Source organism: Pseudomonas sp. FP2338, from assembly GCF_030687515.1.
GTDB classification, from domain to species: domain Bacteria; phylum Pseudomonadota; class Gammaproteobacteria; order Pseudomonadales; family Pseudomonadaceae; genus Aquipseudomonas; species Aquipseudomonas salomonii.
The window spans coordinates 4,700,871-4,717,843 of sequence record NZ_CP117436.1 but is presented as its reverse complement, the minus strand read 5'-3'; the positions used below and the strand labels follow the sequence as shown (position 1 = coordinate 4,717,843).

The following is a 16,973-nucleotide window of genomic DNA, read 5'->3' as shown; positions in this document are numbered from 1 at the left end:
ATGCCCCAAGGTGCATCCAGTTGTAGCTGAACGATAGCGGGTATTTCGGGTTTTTTTGCGGACCAATGGCCGCCCGTCCCATAGAGTCGGGCAAAGGTCGGCTTAAACTGCTAAAGTGCCGGCCGTTATTACTTAAGAGGATTGTTCCAATGGCGACTAACCGTTCCCAGCGTCTGCGCAAAAAACTGTGCGTTGATGAATTTCAAGAGCTGGGTTTCGAACTGAACCTGGACTTCAAAGAAGACCTGAGTGAAGAAGCTACCGATGCTTTCCTCGAAGCATTCATCAAAGAAGCCATGGAAGCCAACGGTCTGGGCTATGTCGGCGGCGATGACTTCGGTCTGGTTTGCCTGCAGAAGCGTGGCTCGGTCAACGAAGAGCAACGCGTAGCTGTTGAAAGCTGGCTCAAAGGCCGCAGCGAGCTGAAAAGCGCTGAAGTCAGCCCACTGCTGGACGTGTGGTATCCGGAAAAGCCGATCAACGCGGCTAAGTGATACTAAAAAAACGGCGACCTTAGGGTTGCCGTTTTTTTATGCCTTGCGCCAGTTCAGAATCAGCAGCGTCAACACCCCCGCCACAATCCCCCAGAACGCCGAGCCGATGGAAAACAGCGTCAAGCCAGACGCGGTGACCATAAAGGTGATCAGCGCCGCTTCCCGTTCCTTCGGCTCATTCATGGCGATACTCAAGCCGTTGATGATCGAGCCAAACAGCGCCAGGGCCGCAATCGACAGCACCAGTTCCTTGGGCAGTGCAGCGAACAACGCCGCCAAGGTTGCGCCGAACACCCCGGCAATCCCGTAGAACACCCCGCACCACACGGCTGCGGTGTAGCGCTTGTTGCGGTCTTCATGGGCGTGTGGCCCGGTGCAGATCGCCGCGCTGATCGCGGCCAGGTTGATGCCGTGGGAGCCGAATGGCGCCAGTACCAGCGAGGCCAGGCCGGTGGCGGTGATCAGGGGCGAGGCGGGCACCGTGTAGCCGTCGGCGCGCAGCACGGCGACGCCGGGCATGTTCTGCGAGGTCATCGCCACCACGAACAACGGGATACCGATGCTGATCGTGGCCGCCAGCGAGAAGTGTGGCGTGGTCCACACCGGTGTTGCCACTTCCAGATGAAAACCGCTGAAGTCCAGCAAGCCCATCAGCCCCGACAACAGGGTGCCGATCACCAGCGCGGCCAGCACGGCATAACGCGGCGACAGGCGCTTGATCACCAGATAAGTGAAAAACATCCCCAGCACCAACCCGGTGCGGTGTTGCGCGGCGACGAAAATCTCGCTGCCGATCTTGAACAGAATCCCCGCCAGCAAGGCAGCTGCCAATGAGGCGGGAATGCGCTTGACCAGTTTTTCAAAGCTGCCGGTCAGCCCGCACAGCGTCACCAGCACGGCGCAGGTGATATACGCGCCAATGGCCTCGCCGTAGCTCACGCCGCCCAGGCTGGTGATCAGCAGCGCGGCGCCGGGCGTGGACCAGGCGATGGTGATCGGCGTGCGATAGCGCAACGACAGGCCGATGCTGCACACCGCCATGCCGATGGAGATCGCCCAGATCCACGAAGAAATCTGCGCGGTGGTCAAGCCGGCGGCCTGGCCGGCCTGGAACATCAGCACCAGGGAGCTGGTGTAGCCGGTCATCATGGCGATGAAGCCGGCGACGACGGCCGACGCAGAAGTGTCGGCCAACGGGCGCAAAGGCGCTTGGGTGGCGTCGGTCATGGAGAGGTGTTCCTTTTACCTGGGAAAAAGCGAATTCAAGCCTAAACTCAAAAGTAACCACTCATTGCAATACAGCCGCCACCGCAAATAGCCGTACAGTGTGTTGGCGCACTGGGTTGTGTACAATGTGCCCTGTTTTTAGGTGATACTTGCCAGCAACACGCTGTTGACGTATTACCGTTAATTCGCCGCCGTTCTCCAAACCCGAGTGCCCATGAACGAACAGTTGCAACCTCTCAAGAAACAACCGCGAGCCGGCAAGGCCGGTCGCAGCGGAACCCAGGACGATATCGTCTACGCGCATATCTTCGAGGCGATCCTCGAACAACGCCTGGCGCCCGGTACCAAATTGAGTGAAGAAGCACTGGGCGAAATCTTCGGCGTCAGCCGCACCATCATCCGTCGCGCGCTCTCGCGCCTGGCCCATGAAGGCGTGGTACTGCTGCGGCCCAATCGCGGTGCGGTGGTGGCAAGCCCGAGTGTCGAAGAAGCCCGTCAGGTATTTCTCGCCCGGCGGCTGGTGGAGCGGGCGATCACTGAGCTTGCGGTGCAGCACGCCACGGCTGAGCAATTGGCCGAACTGCGCCAGATGGTCAACGATGAGCGCGACAGCTTCTCACGGGGTGATCGCGGTGCCGGTATCCGTCTCTCCGGCGAATTCCACCTGAAGCTCGCCGAAGCCGCAAAGAATGCGCCGCTGATCAGCTTCCAGCGCAGCCTGGTGTCGCAAACCTCGTTGATCATCGCCCAGTACGAAAGCGGCAACCGCTCGCACTGCTCCTACGATGAGCACACCCAGTTGATCGACGCGATCGAAGCACGCGACGCGACGCTGGCGGTGAATTTGATGATGCATCACATGGATCACATCGACAGCAAGCTCAACCTCGACGAGGAAAGCGCGTCGGATGATTTGCACGCGGTGTTCTCGCATTTGTTGCAGACCAAGAAGCCAGGGCGTTCTTCAGTCAAACTGTAATGTTCCAGGTTCGCCTGGGACTAAACATGTGGGAGTCGGGCTTGTGTGGGAGCTGGCTCCCACATTTGTTTTATGGTGTGGCTCAGATCAGCGTTGATGCACCAGATTGCCGGCCGCGTAGGTCTGTAGAATCGTCCGGTCATCCCCCAACGTCATCAACACAAACAACGTCTCGGCAATGTTATTGGCCTGCTTCAAGCGATAGCTGAGCAGCGGCGTAGCGTTGTAGTCCAGCACCAAAAAGTCCGCATCCGTGCCCGGCTGCAACGTGCCGATCTTGTCTTCCAGGCGCAGTGCCCGCGCACCGCCCAAGGTAGCCAGGTACAGCGACTTGAACGGGCTCAAACGCGCGCCCTGCAGTTGCATGACCTTGTAGGCTTCATTCAGTGTTTGCAGGAGCGAGAAGCTGGTGCCGCCGCCCACGTCGGTGCCCAGGCCCACATTCAGCTTGTGCTTCTCGGCCATCGGCAAGTTGAACAAGCCACTGCCAAGAAAGAGGTTCGAGGTTGGGCAGAACGCCACGGCCGAACCGGTCTCGGCCAACCGTGCGCACTCGTCATCACACAGGTGTACGCCGTGGGCAAACACCGAGCGCTCGCCCAGCAGTTTGTAATGGTCGTACACGTCCAGGTAGCCGTTGCGCTCCGGGAACAGCTCTTTTACCCACTCGACTTCCTGCTTGTTCTCGCTGATGTGCGTCTGCATGTACAGGTCTGGGTATTCGCCCAGCAGTTGCCCGGCCAGCGCCAGTTGTTCCGCAGTGCTGGTCGGCGCAAAACGTGGCGTGACGGCATAGTGCAAACGGCCCTTGCCGTGCCAGCGTTCGATCAGCGCCTTGCTTTCCTGGTAGCCGGATTCGGCGGTGTCGGTCAGGTAGTCCGGCGCGTTGCGGTCCATCATCACCTTGCCGGCGATCATGCGCAGGTCGAGTTTCTCGGCGGCTTCAAAGAACGCATTCACCGACTGCGGGTGCACACTGCCGAACACCAACGCCGTGGTGGTGCCATTGCGCAGCAGTTCCTTGATAAAAATACCCGCGACTTCCTCGGCGTGGGCCTTGTCAGCGAACTGGCTTTCACACGGGAAGGTGTAGGTGTTGAGCCAATCCAGCAACTGCTCGCCATAGGCACCGACCATGCCGGTTTGCGGCAGGTGAATGTGGGTGTCGATCAGGCCGGGCGTGATCAGCGCATCCTGATAATGGGTCACGTCGATGTCGGCGGGCAGCGTTGGCAGCAAATCGCTGGCGTGGCCCAGGGCGCTGATCTGGCCGTTATCGATCACCAGCAGGCCGTCTTCGAAATATTCATAGGAGGCTTCGATCCCCACTTCGGCGGGGTCGGCGATGCTGTGCAAAATGGCGGCACGGTAGGCTTTGCGAGTCAAAGGCATGGTGATCTCAATATTTTAGATAGCTTGGCTGCGACGCGAGGCCGGCAGCAGTTTGGCAATAGGTTCGGCGCTCGCACTGTGCTGGCCGAAATTCGCGTTATAGGTGGCGATGATTTCGCCGGCGATGGAGATGGCGATCTCCACCGGCAGTTTGCCCTTCACCTCGGTGAGGCCCATGGGGCAGCGCATGCGTTGCAGGTGCGCGGTGTCGAAGCCGCGATCACGCAGGCGGTGTTCGAACTTGACCCGTTTGGTCTTTGAACCGATCAGGCCGAAATAGGCGAAGTCATTGCGCTTGAGCAGCGCGGCAGTCAGTTCCAGGTCCAACGCGTGATTGTGGGTCATCACGATGCAGTAACTGCCCACCGGCAGGTCGGCAATTTCGTCCACCGGCTCTTCGCTGATGATTTTACGCACGCCCTGAGGGATATGTTCCGGAAACTCTTGATCACGCGAATCAATCCAGCGCACCCGGCACGGCAGGCTCGCCAATAACGGCACCAGGGCGCGGCCGACATGGCCGGCGCCAAATACCGCGATCTGTGCCTGCACCTGGCCCATGGGTTCGAACAGCAACACCGTCACGCCGCCGCAGCACTGGCCCAGGCTGGCGCCGAGGCTGAAGCGCTCCAGATGGGTGTTCTGCTGGCCACGCACCAGCATGTCGCGGGCGATCTGCATCGCTTTGTATTCCAGGTGCCCGCCGCCGATGGTGTCGAAGGTGTGCGCGGCGCTGATCACCATTTTTGAGCCGGCGTTGCGCGGCGTGGAGCCGAGCTCCTCGATGATGGTCACCAGCACGCAGGGTTCACCCTGGTTCTGCAGGTCGGCGAGGGCGCTGATCCAGTTGTTCATAGTCACCTCCAGTGGTGTCTGTGAGACCGCTATCGCAGGCAAGCCAGCTCCCACATTTGATCGGGTTCACAAATCAAAATGTGGGAGCTGGCTTGCCTGCGATGGCAGCACCTCGGTCCTAAAGCGAAGCCATCTCGGTTTCAGTCTCAACGGCTTTCGAAGCGCTCAACTGCCGCATCTGCTCACAGCCCCACAACACCCGCTCCGGCGTCGCCGGCGCGTCAATCTTCGGCTGATGGCGATAGTCACCCAAACTCGCCACGGCATCCTTGATCGCACACCACGAAGCAATCCCGAGCATAAATGGCGGCTCGCCCACGGCCTTGGAATGGAACACCGTGTCTTCCGGGTTTTTGCGGTTTTCCACCAGCTTCACACGCAAATCCAGCGGCATGTCCGCCACGGCCGGGATCTTGTAGCTGGCCGGGCCGTTGGTCATCAGCTTGCCCTTGTTGTTCCACACCAGCTCTTCCATGGTCAGCCAGCCCATGCCCTGGATAAAGCCGCCTTCGACCTGGCCGATGTCGATGGCCGGGTTCAGCGAGGCGCCCACATCGTGAAGGATGTCGGTGCGCAACATTTTGTATTCGCCGGTGAGGGTGTCGACGATCACTTCGCAGCAGGCCGCGCCGAACGCGAAGTAGTAGAACGGCCGACCACGCGCCTGGCTGCGGTCGTAAAAGATTTTCGGGGTCTTGTAAAAACCGGTGCTCGACAGTGAAACCTGAGCGAAATACGCCTGCTGGATCAGCGCCTCAAAGGTCAGGATCTGATCGCGCACGCGCACGTGGCCATTGTGGAACGCCACGTCCGCTTCACTCACGTCGTACTTGCGTGCGGCAAATTCCACCAGGCGTTGCTTGATGGTTTCGGCAGCGTTCTGCGCGGCCTTGCCGTTCAAGTCGGCACCGCTGGAGGCGGCGGTTGGCGAGGTGTTGGGCACCTTGTCGGTGTTGGTGGCGGTGATCTGCACGCGGTCGATCTCGACTTGGAATATTTCAGCCACCACCTGCGCGACCTTGATGTTCAAACCCTGGCCCATCTCGGTGCCGCCGTGGTTCAGGTGGATGCTGCCGTCGGTGTAAATGTGGATCAGCGCACCGGCCTGGTTGAGGAAACTGGCGGTAAACGAAATACCGAATTTCACCGGCGTCAGCGCCAGGCCTTTTTTCAGAATCGGGCTGTGGGCGTTGTACAGGCGGATCGCTTCGCGGCGCTCGGCGTACTGGCTGCTGGCTTCAAGCTCGGCGGTCATTTCTTCGAGCATGTTGTGCTCGACGGTCTGGTAGTAGTGGGTGACGTTGCGTTCGGTCTTGCCGTAGTAATTGACCTTGCGCACCGCCAACGGGTCCAGCGCCAGATGGCGCGCAATGGCGTCCATGACTTCCTCGATGGCAACCATGCCTTGCGGGCCGCCAAAGCCGCGATACGCGGTGTTGGACGCGGTGTTGGTCTTGCAGCGGTGGCCGTTGACGGTGGCGTCGCCCAGGTAATACGAGTTGTCGGAGTGGAACATCGCGCGGTCGACAATCGAGTTGGACAGGTCCGGCGAACAGCCGCAGTTACCTGCCAGGTCCAGATTGATGCCGTGCAGGCGGCCGCTGTCGTCAAACCCCACGTCGTATTCGATATAGAACGGGTGGCGCTTGCCGGTCATCAGCATGTCTTCGACACGCGGCAGGCGCATCTTGGTCGGCTGGCCGGTCAGGCGCGCGACCACTGCGCACAGGCACGCGGGGCTGGCGGCCTGGGTTTCCTTGCCGCCAAAACCACCGCCCATGCGGCGCATATCCACGACGATTTTATTCATCGACACGTCGAGTACTTCGGCCACCAGCTTTTGCACCTCGGTGGGGTTTTGCGTGGAGCAGTAGACGATCATGCCGCCGTCTTCGGTGGGCATTACCGAGGAAATCTGGGTTTCCAGGTAAAAGTGTTCCTGGCCGCCGATATGCAGGGTGCCCTGGATACGGTTTTTCGCGGTGGCCAGTGCGCCCGCCGAATCACCGCGTTGGTGGGTGTGGCTGTCGAGCACAAAGTGCTTGTTGCGAAAGGCCTCGACCACGTCCAGCACCGGCTCCAGGTCTTCATATTCGATCACCGCCGCCATGGCCGCTTTGCGTGCGGTCTCCAGGTCGCGGGCGGCCACGGCCAACACCACTTGGCCGACGAACTGCACGGTGTCGATGGCCAGCAGCGGGTCGCCGGGCATCAATGGACCAATGTCTTTGAGGCCCGGCACATCTTCATGGGTGATGACGATGCGCACGCCGTCAAAGGCGTAGCACGGTGCGGTGTCGATGCTGATGATGCGCGCATGGGCACGGTCGGACATACGCGCATACAGGTGCAACTGGTTAGGGAATTCCAAGCGATCATCGATGTACTGCGCTTCACCGCTGACGTGCTTGGCGGCGCTGTCATGCTTGACGCTGCGGCCGACCCCGGTGGTCAGGTCCTGGGCAAACAGCTCGGCGAGTTCGGCCTGGGTTTTAACGACGGCGTGATGGTTAGACATAAGCGGTCACCCGAGTCTCGATGTGCGGTGTTTGCAGCTCGATGAAGTATTTGCGCAGCAGGTTCTGCGCGCTGAGCAGGCGGTATTCCTTGCTGGCGCGGAAGTCCGACAGCGGGGTGAAATCCTGGGCGAGGGCGGCGCAGGCTTTCTCCACCGTGGTGGCGTTCCAAGTGGCGCCGACCAATACGGCTTCGCAACTTTTCGCGCGCTTGGGCGTGGCGGCCATGCCGCCGAATGCCACGCGTGCGTCGGTGATCACACCGTTGTCGATCTTCAGGTTGAAAGCGGCGCACACGGCGGAAATATCATCATCCAGGCGCTTGGAAACCTTGTAGGCGCGGAACAACGTATGGCCCTTGGGCACGATGATCTTCTCGATAAACTCGCTGTCCTGGCGCGCAGTGACACGGTAGTCGATAAAGTAATCTTCCAGCGCCAAAGTGCGACGGGTGTTGCCCTTGCACAGCACGATCTGCGCGCCCAGGGCGATCAGCAGTGGCGGCGAATCGCCGATGGGCGAGGCGTTGCCGATATTGCCGCCCAGGGTGCCTTGGTTGCGGATTTGCAGTGAGGCGAAGCGGTGCAGCAAATCGCCGAAGTCCGGGTATTCGTGGTGCAGCGCGCCGTAGCAATCGGACAGCGGTGTGGCTGCGCCGATTTCCAGGCGGTCGTCGAACGACTCGATGCGCTTCATCTCTTCGATGTTGCCCACGTAGATCATCACTGGCAGCACGCGGTGAAACTGCGTGACTTCCAGTGCCAGGTCAGTGCCGCCCGCCAGCAAACGCGCCTGCGGGTAGGCGTCGTAGAGGTCGGCCAGGTCGGCAACGGTGAGCGGCACCAGGCAGCGTTTGTCACCGCTGTTGAGTTCACCGGTTTGCGTGGGCGCGATGGCTTTGAGACGGGCGATGGTCTCGGGTTGGCGGCTGTCGAACTGATCCGCCGGCTTGTTGCAGCAGGCCTGTTCGGCGGCGGCCAGAATCGGGCGGTAACCGGTGCAACGGCACAGGTTGCCGGCCAGCGCTTCATGGGCTTTCTGGCTGTCGGGGGCGTCGCTGTTCTTTTGCAGGGCAAATAGCGACATTACAAAGCCTGGGGTGCAAAAGCCGCATTGCGAGCCGTGGCACTCGACCATGGCCTGTTGCACGCTGTGCAGTTGGCCTTGATGCTTGAGGTCTTCGACGCTGATCAGTTGTTTGCCGTGCAATGACGACACAAACGTCAGGCAGGAATTGAGGCTGCGATAGCGGATCTGCTCCGCACCTTGAGCGTCGGTGTGCAATTCGCCGACTACCACGGTGCATGCACCACAATCGCCGCTGGCGCAGCCTTCCTTGGTACCGGATTTGCCCAAATGCTCGCGCAAATAGTTGAGCACGGTCAGGTTGGGGTCCAGGGCGTGCTCGCTACGGAGTTCCTGGTTAAGTAAAAACTGGATCACGGAAGGCCTCGCAGACTCATTATTGTTGTTAACCGCTTTGCGCCGAATCTAGTCATGTCTGACTTTTCGGTCAACGATTTTCTGACCAGAAGGTCAAGAAATTGCGATCGCAACATTTTCAATTATGGTCCAGTCTTCTGGAACCGGTGTTTTTGCTGGCTTTTGGCTTTTCAGCGTTGCTTATTTCATGCCAAATTCGCGCCTGTGGGCGTAGCGCCATCAGCCAGCCAATGCGCTACACTGCCGCGCTTGTACCGATAGAAGATTTTGAAGGGAAAACATGACGTTCAAGGCGCCGGACAGTCTCGCCGAGCAAATTGCTCACCACCTCGCCGAACGTATCATTCGCGGCGATCTCAAGCCTGGGGAGCGGATCCAGGAACAGAAAGTCACGCTGGCACTGAATGTCAGCCGTGGCTCCGTGCGTGAAGCTTTGCTGATCCTCGAGCGCCGCCACCTGATCGCGATCCTGCCGCGCCGTGGCGCCCACGTCACCGAACTCACCGCGCACAAGGTGCAGAGCCTGTGCACGCTGATGGGCGAGTTGTACATCCTGCTCGGCAATTCGGTGGCTGAGGGCTGGAAGGTTCAGGCCGACATGGCGCCGTTTCTGCAGATCCAGCAACGCCTGATGACCAGTTTCGAGCGTGAGGACATACGTTCTTTCGTCGAAGAAAGCTTCAGTGTGATGCGCGCCGCGTACCCCTTCGCCAACAACCCGTATTTGCAGGAAACCGTCGAAAACCTGCAGCCGGCGATGAACCGTGCCTATTACCTGGCCCTGGACCAGCGCAAGGCGGAGATGAGTGAGTACCTGGCGCTGTTCGAGCAACTGCTCGCGGCGGTGCTCGCCCGTGACCTGCCGCAGATTCGCCAGGTGCTGTCGGCCTACTGCGAGCGCAGCAGCTCGCTGGTCATCGCTGCGTTGGCAGGCGCCTAAGCGTGCGGCTCAAGTGCATCAAACTGGCGGGGTTCAAATCCTTCGTCGACCCGACCACGGTGAACTTCCCCAGTAACATGGCGGCGGTGGTCGGGCCCAATGGTTGCGGCAAGTCGAACATCATCGACGCCGTACGTTGGGTGATGGGCGAGAGCTCGGCAAAAAACCTGCGTGGCGAGTCGATGACCGACGTCATCTTCAATGGCTCCACCAGCCGCAAGCCGGTGAGCCAGGCCAGCATCGAACTGGTGTTCGATAACTCCGATGGCACCTTGATCGGCGAATATGCGGCCTACGCGGAAATCTCGATTCGCCGCAAAGTGACGCGTGACAGCCAGAACAGTTACTTCCTCAACGGCACCAAATGCCGTCGACGCGATATCACCGATATTTTCCTCGGCACAGGCTTAGGCCCGCGCAGCTATTCGATCATCGAGCAGGGCATGATCTCCAAGCTGATCGAAGCCAAACCCGAAGACCTGCGTAACTTTATCGAAGAAGCGGCCGGCATCTCCAAGTACAAGGAGCGCCGCCGCGAGACCGAAAACCGTATCCGCCGTACCCACGAAAACCTCGCCCGCCTGACCGACCTGCGTGAAGAGCTGGAGCGTCAACTGGAACGCCTGCACCGTCAGGCCCAGGCCGCCGAGAAGTACCAGGAATACAAGGGCGAAGAGCGCCAGCTCAAGGCGCAGCTCTCGGCTCTGCGCTGGCAGGCGCTGAATGATCAGGTCGGCCAGCGCGAAGCGATCATCGGCACCCAGGAAATCAGCTTTGAAGCGCTGGTGGCCGAGCAGCGTAATGCCGACGCCAGCATCGAGCGCCTGCGTGACGGTCACCATGACCTGTCCGAGCGCTTCAATCTGGTGCAGGGACGGTTCTACTCGGTAGGCGGCGATATTGCCCGGGTTGAGCAGAGCATCCAGCACGGCCAGCAGCGCCTGCGCCAGTTGCAGGATGATTTGAAAGAGGCCGAACGCGCGCGGCTGGAAACCGAGTCGCACCTGGGCCACGATCGCACGTTGCTGCTGACGTTGGGCGAAGAGCTGGACATGCTCACGCCCGAGCAGGAAATCACCAGCGCCGCCGCCGAAGAGGCCGCCGCCGCCCTGGAAGAAGCCGAAACCACCATGCACGGCTGGCAGGAGCAGTGGGACACGTTCAACCTGAAATCCGCCGAGCCGCGCCGCCAGGCTGAGGTGCAGCAATCGCGCATCCAGCAACTGGAAACCAGCATGGAGCGCCTGGCCGAACGCCAGCGCCGCATGCAGGAGGAGCGCGCATTGCTCGCCGCCGACCCGGAAGACGCGGCGATCATGGCGCTGAGCGAGCAGCTGGCCGAAAGTGAAATGACCCTGGAAGAACTCGAGGCCAGCGAAGAACAACAAGTGGAGCGCCTGGAGCAATTGCGTCAGCAACTGCAACAGGCGACCCAGGCTCAGCAGCAGGCCCAGGGCGATTTGCAGCGGCTCAATGGGCGCTTGGCGTCGCTTGAAGCCTTGCAGCAGGCCGCGCTGGACCCAGGCACCGGCACCGCTGAATGGCTGCGTGACCAGCACCTGGCCGAGCGTCCGCGCCTGGCCGAAGGCTTAAAAGTTGAAGCGGGTTGGGAGCTGGCGGTCGAGACCGTGTTGGGCGCCGACCTGCAAGCCGTATTGGTGGATGATTTTGGCGGTTTCGACCTGGCCGGTTTTGCCCAGGGCGATTTGCGTTTGCTCAGCCCCGCAGCCGATGGCACGCGAGTGCCGGGCAGTTTGCTCGACAAGGTTGAGGCGGCGGTTGATCTGGCGCCGTGGCTGGGCCAGGTCAAACCGGTTGAATCACTGGAGCAGGCCCTGGCCCAGCGTGGCCAATTGGGCGCCGGCGAAAGCCTGATCAGCCGGGATGGTTATTGGGTTGGCCGGCACTTCCTGCGTGTGCGTCGTGCCAGTGAGGCCGAGAGCGGCGTATTGGCCCGTGGCCAGGAAATCGTCAACCTGGGCGCCGAACGCGAAGAGCGCGAGGCCACCCTTGAAAGCCTGGAAACCGAACTGCAAACCCTGCGTGCCACTCAGCGCCAACAAGAGACCGGCCGCGAACACCTGCGCCGCCTGTTGCAGGACGAAGCGCGCCAGCAAGGCGAATTGAAAGCCCAGCTGTCGGCGAGCAAGGCCAAGGCCGAGCAATTGACCCTGCGCCGCACCCGCCTCGACGAAGAAGTGGCCGAGATGGGCGAGCAGCGCGCCCTCGAACACGAACAGATCGGCGAAGCGCGCCTGCACTTGCAGGAAGCCCTCGACAGCATGGCGCTGGATACCGAGCAGCGCGAACTGCTGCTGGCCCAGCGCGACAGCCTGCGCGAACGCCTCGATCGCGTGCGCCAGGAAGCCCGTCAGCACAAAGATCACGCCCATCAGTTGGCAGTGCGCCTGGGCTCGTTGCAGGCCCAACACACCTCCACGCGCCAGGCGCTTGAGCGTCTGGAGATGCAGTCCGAACGCCTGACCGAAAAGCGTGAGCAACTGAGCCTCAACCTGGAGGAGGGCGAAGCGCCGCTGGAAGAATTGCGCCTCAAGCTCGAAGAGTTGCTCGACAAGCGCATGACCGTCGACGAAGAACTCAAGACCGCGCAAATCGCCCTGGAAGACGCCGACCGCGAACTGCGCGACGCCGAGAAACGTCGGACTCAGGCCGAGCAGCAATCCCAGCTGATTCGCGGGCAGCTCGAACAACAGCGCATGGAATGGCAAGCCCTGACCGTGCGCCGCAAGACCCTGCAAGACCAGTTGTTGGAAGACGGCTACGACCTGCACGGCGTGCTCACTACCTTGACCGCCCAGGCCAACGAAAAAGACGCCGAAGAAGAACTTGAGCGCATCGCCGCGCGTATCCAGCGCCTCGGCGCGATCAACCTCGCAGCCATCGACGAATACCAGCAACAGTCTGAGCGTAAACGTTACCTGGACGCTCAGGACGCCGACCTGGTCGAAGCGCTGGACACCCTGGAAAACGTGATTCGCAAGATCGACAAGGAAACCCGTAACCGCTTCAAAGATACCTTTGATCAGATTAATGGCGGTTTACAGGCGTTATTCCCGAAAGTTTTCGGTGGAGGCAGCGCCTACTTGGAACTGACGGGCGAAGATCTACTCGATACAGGGGTGACGATCATGGCGCGGCCGCCAGGCAAGAAGAACAGCACCATCCATTTGTTGTCCGGTGGCGAAAAGGCCCTGACCGCATTGGCCCTGGTATTTGCGATCTTCAAGTTGAACCCGGCGCCGTTTTGCATGCTCGACGAAGTTGACGCGCCGCTGGATGACGCTAACGTTGGACGCTACGCTCGGTTGGTTAAAGAGATGTCCCAGACCGTGCAGTTCATCTATATCACCCACAACAAGATCGCCATGGAAATGGCCGATCAGTTGATGGGCGTGACGATGCACGAGCCGGGTTGTTCGCGATTGGTGGCGGTGGATGTCGAAGAAGCGATGGCGATGGTGGACGCCTAGTGGCGAGTCGCTAGTTGTCAGCTACAAGCCGTATGTACTTGAGGCTTATAGCTTGCGACTCGAAGCTCACAGTTGGCGGCTGGTGTAAGAGATCTTCCGGGTCGCTGAAAGATGGCAAATCGACACATTTCGCGCCAACTGTGTGCCAACTGTGTAAAGTTATCGAAGGTCGTGCTAGTTTATTGTCAATTCCTCGTATGCGTGGGCAAAACGTCAGTCAGAACATAGAGTTGGCGCCACGTTTTAAAGCGGTTTGGACGTTGCTAAACCCCTTATTTTTCAGCATTTTTTATTAGAGGCACGGGATTACATGGAAATCGGTCTGCGCGAGTGGCTGATCGTCATCGGCATTATTGTCATTGCCGGTATTCTTTTTGATGGCTGGCGCCGCATGCGCGGTGGCAAGGGCAAGCTCAAATTCCGTCTGGACCGTAACCTGTCCAACTTGCCCGACGATGACGGCAGCGCCGAGCTGCTGGGGCCGCCCCGTGTGCTGGATACCCATAAAGAACCGCAACTGGACGAGCACGACTTGCCGTCGATGAGTGCGCCGGTGCGTGAAGCCCGCGAGCCGTCGTCCAAGCGTGGCAAGCGCGCCAGTGCCGCTGTGGCCGAGCCGCATCAGGGCGACCTGAACCTCGACGTCGACGAAGGCCCGAGCTTCAGCAGCCGTGATGACGACTTCCCCGATGAAAACGTCGGCAAGCCTGCAGCGCGCCAGTCGGTAAACGATCAGCCGGCCGCCGAAGAGGTTTTGGTGATCAGCGTGATCTGCCGCGATGCCGCCGGCTTCAAAGGCCCGGCACTCTTGCAGAACATTCTCGAAAGCGGCCTGCGTTTTGGCGAGATGGATATTTTCCACCGCCACGAAAGCATGGCCGGTAACGGCGAAGTACTGTTCTCCATGGCCAACGCGGTCAAGCCGGGCACTTTCGACCTGGACGATATCGACCTGTTCAGCACTCCGGCGGTGAGCTTCTTCCTTGGTCTGCCAGGCCCGCGTCACCCGAAACAAGCGTTCGACGTGATGGTGGCCGCAGCCCGCAAGCTGTCCCAGGAACTCAACGGCGAGCTCAAGGACGACCAACGCAGCGTTCTGACTGCCCAGACCATCGAGCATTACCGTCAGCGCATCGTCGAGTTCGAGCGTCGCGCCCTGACACAGAAACGCTGAGGATTGGTCTTCAGCGTTGTCAGTAGAATAAGCGCACTAACATATTGAGCAGCTTCGGCTGCTCTTTTGCTTTATGAGAGAACACCCATGACCGCCGCCCACACCCGCATCCTCGAACTGCGCGCTGAACTGGATCAGCACAACTACCGTTACCACGTTCTCGACGAGCCGAGCATTCCGGACGCCGAGTACGACCGGCTGTTCCATGAGCTCAAGGCCCTGGAAGCCGAGCACCCGGAACTGGTGACGCGTGATTCACCGACGCAGCGGGTCGGCAGTGCGGCGCTGTCGGCGTTCACCCAGGTCAAGCACGAGATTCCGATGCTCAGCCTGGGCAACGCCTTCGATGAAACCACCATGCTCGAATTTGATCGCCGGGTGACCGAAGGTCTCGACCTGCCTGTGGGCGATCTGTTTGGCGGTGGTGCGGCGGTGGAATACAGCTGCGAGCCCAAGCTGGACGGCCTGGCGGTCAGCCTGCTGTATCAGGACGGCGAGCTGGTGCGCGGCGCCACGCGTGGCGATGGCACCACCGGTGAAGACATCAGCGTCAACGTGCGCACCGTGCGTAATATCCCGTTGAAACTGCACGGCAGTGGCTGGCCGGCAACCCTGGAAGTGCGCGGCGAAGTATTCATGTCCAAGGCCGGCTTCGAGCGGCTGAACGCCTCGCAGCTGGAAGTGGGCGGCAAGACCTTCGCCAACCCGCGTAATGCCGCCGCCGGCAGCCTGCGTCAGTTGGACTCGAAGATCACCGCCAGCCGTCCGCTGGAATTCTGCTGCTATGGCGTGACTACCGACATCAGCGACACCCATATCGGCAACCTGCAGCAACTGCAGAAGTGGGGCATGCCGATCAGCCATGAGCTGAAGTTGGCCAAGGGCATTCAGGATTGCCTGGCGTATTACCGCGACATCGGCGAGCGGCGTAACAGCCTGCCGTATGAAATCGACGGCGTGGTGTTCAAGGTCAACAGCATTGCTTCCCAGAGGGAGTTGGGCTTCCGCGCCCGTGAACCACGCTGGGCCATCGCGCATAAATTCCCGGCCATGGAAGAGCTGACCGAACTGCTCGACGTGGAATTCCAGGTCGGCCGCACCGGTGCGGTAACGCCGGTGGCGCGCTTGAAGCCGGTCAAGGTCGCCGGAGTCACCGTGTCCAATGCCACGTTGCACAACATGGACGAAGTCGCGCGCCTGGGCCTGATGATCGGTGACACCGTGATCATTCGCCGTGCCGGTGATGTGATCCCGCAAGTCGTCTCGGTGGTCACCGAGCGTCGTCCGGAAGACGCCCGCGCCGTGCACATTCCGCAAAGCTGCCCGGTGTGCGGCTCCCATGTGGAGCGCACGCAACTGGTCAAACGCAGCAAGGGCAAGGAAACCGTCAGCGAAGGTGCGGTGTACCGCTGCGTCGGGCGCCTGGCCTGTGGCGCGCAGCTCAAGCAGGCGATCATCCATTTTGTGTCGCGCCGCGCCATGGACATTGACGGCCTGGGCGACAAAACCATCGAGCAGTTGGTGGATGAAAAGCTTATCGGCTCGCCGGCTGACCTCTACAAGCTCAAATACGAGCAGATCATCGACCTGGAAGGCTTTGCCGATATTTCCAGCAAAAAGCTGATCACCGCCATCGAAAACAGCAAGACCCCGACCCTGGCGCGGTTTATCTACGCCTTGGGCATTCCGGATGTGGGCGAGGAGACCGCCAAGGTACTCGCGCGCTCGCTGGCGTCCCTGGAGCGCGTGCAGCAGGCCTTGCCCGAAGTGCTGACGTACCTGCCGGACGTGGGCCTGGAAGTGGCCCACGAGATTCACAGCTTCTTTGAAGACAGCCATAACCAGGACGTGATTGGCGCGCTGCTGTCGCCGGATGAATGCGGCCTGCAATTGCAGGATCAGGGCGACCTGAGCGCCGAATTCGCCGCCAGCACCACCCTGGGCGGCTTGCTCGACAAGCTGCACGTACCCAGCGTAGGGCCTGGCGCCGCGCAAAAACTCGCTGACAAGTTCGCCAGCCTTGAGGGCGTGATCAAGGCTGACTGGCTGGATATGCGCCAGGCGCTGCCCGAGAAGCAGGCCAAGGCGGTACGCGAGTTTTTTGATAACCCGGACAATGCCAACCATGCCCTGGCCATCGAGCAGCAGCTCAAAGACTTCGGGATGCATTGGCAGAGCGAAAAGAAGGTCGTCGAAGGCTTGCCGGAAGCGGGGCATACCTGGGTGCTGACCGGCTCCCTGGAGCTGATGAGCCGCGATGTGGCCAAGGACAAGCTCGAAAGCCTGGGCGCCAAAGTGGCCGGTTCCGTCTCGGCCAAGACCCACTGCGTGGTCGCCGGGCCGGGCGCGGGTTCCAAGCTGGCCAAGGCCACCGAGCTGGGCCTTAAGGTGCTGGACGAAGAGGCCTTCGTCGCCTTCCTGGCCAAACACAACATCAGCGTCTGATGGTTTTTGTGGCGAGG

11 protein-coding genes are annotated in these 16,973 nt (G+C 60.6%); 6 read left to right on the top strand and 5 right to left on the bottom strand.

All coding sequences use genetic code 11. From position 1 onward, the window contains the following. Nucleotides 1–149 precede the first annotated feature (149 nt). Nucleotides 150–494, top strand: a complete 345-nt coding sequence (locus PSH96_RS21265; protein WP_033900540.1) for a YggL family protein — start codon at nucleotides 150–152, stop codon at nucleotides 492–494. A gap of 36 nt (nucleotides 495–530) precedes the next feature. Here PSH96_RS21265 and PSH96_RS21260 read toward each other — a convergent pair whose 3' ends face one another. After that, the gene (locus PSH96_RS21260) at nucleotides 531–1,721 is read right to left on the bottom strand and encodes a benzoate/H(+) symporter BenE family transporter (RefSeq protein ID WP_305454890.1); all 1,191 of its coding nucleotides are present in this window, start codon (nucleotides 1,719–1,721) and stop codon (nucleotides 531–533) included. A 214-nt stretch (nucleotides 1,722–1,935) separates the two neighbouring features. Here PSH96_RS21260 and PSH96_RS21255 point away from each other — a divergent pair, with 214 nt between their 5' ends. After that, the gene (locus PSH96_RS21255; RefSeq protein WP_017134778.1) at nucleotides 1,936–2,700 is read left to right on the top strand and encodes a GntR family transcriptional regulator; all 765 of its coding nucleotides are present in this window, start codon (nucleotides 1,936–1,938) and stop codon (nucleotides 2,698–2,700) included. An 87-nt stretch (nucleotides 2,701–2,787) separates the two neighbouring features. Here the strand turns inward: PSH96_RS21255 and guaD are convergent, their stop codons facing one another. The 4 genes from guaD to xdhA form a co-directional block, all read right to left on the bottom strand. Beyond that, nucleotides 2,788–4,092 (bottom strand): guanine deaminase, encoded by a 1,305-nt coding sequence (gene guaD / locus PSH96_RS21250; RefSeq protein ID WP_305454889.1) that lies wholly within the window; start codon nucleotides 4,090–4,092, stop codon nucleotides 2,788–2,790. 15 nt (nucleotides 4,093–4,107) lie between these two features. Beyond that, nucleotides 4,108–4,947 (bottom strand): xanthine dehydrogenase accessory protein XdhC, encoded by an 840-nt coding sequence (xdhC, locus tag PSH96_RS21245; protein WP_056861550.1) that lies wholly within the window; start codon nucleotides 4,945–4,947, stop codon nucleotides 4,108–4,110. A 118-nt stretch (nucleotides 4,948–5,065) separates the two neighbouring features. Next, on the bottom strand, nucleotides 5,066–7,465 hold the full coding sequence (gene xdhB / locus PSH96_RS21240) for a xanthine dehydrogenase molybdopterin binding subunit (protein ID WP_305454888.1): 2,400 nt from the start codon (nucleotides 7,463–7,465) through the stop codon (nucleotides 5,066–5,068). Further along, on the bottom strand, nucleotides 7,458–8,906 hold the full coding sequence (gene xdhA, locus PSH96_RS21235; RefSeq protein ID WP_305454887.1) for a xanthine dehydrogenase small subunit: 1,449 nt from the start codon (nucleotides 8,904–8,906) through the stop codon (nucleotides 7,458–7,460). Before xdhA ends, xdhB begins: the two co-directional genes overlap by 8 nt. Nucleotides 8,907–9,186: 280 nt before the next feature. On the opposite strand from xdhA, the gene PSH96_RS21230 reads away from it, so the two are divergent. The 4 genes from PSH96_RS21230 (at nucleotide 9,187) to ligA (ending at nucleotide 16,956) form a co-directional block, all read left to right on the top strand. Continuing rightward, a complete protein-coding gene (locus tag PSH96_RS21230; RefSeq protein ID WP_305454886.1) occupies nucleotides 9,187–9,846 on the top strand; it encodes a GntR family transcriptional regulator in 660 nt (219 codons plus the stop codon). 2 nt (nucleotides 9,847–9,848) lie between these two features. Next, nucleotides 9,849–13,337, top strand: coding sequence for a chromosome segregation protein SMC (gene smc, locus PSH96_RS21225; RefSeq protein ID WP_236369651.1), 3,489 nt, complete (start codon nucleotides 9,849–9,851; stop codon nucleotides 13,335–13,337). Nucleotides 13,338–13,647: 310 nt separating this feature from the next. Then, nucleotides 13,648–14,511: a cell division protein ZipA gene (gene zipA / locus PSH96_RS21220; RefSeq protein WP_056861545.1), complete on the top strand. Its 864-nt coding sequence runs from the start codon at nucleotides 13,648–13,650 to the stop codon at nucleotides 14,509–14,511. 87 nt (nucleotides 14,512–14,598) lie between these two features. Then, entirely contained in the window at nucleotides 14,599–16,956 is a 2,358-nt protein-coding gene (gene ligA, locus PSH96_RS21215) for an NAD-dependent DNA ligase LigA (RefSeq protein ID WP_305454883.1), read from the top strand. Nucleotides 16,957–16,973: the final 17 nt, after the last annotated feature.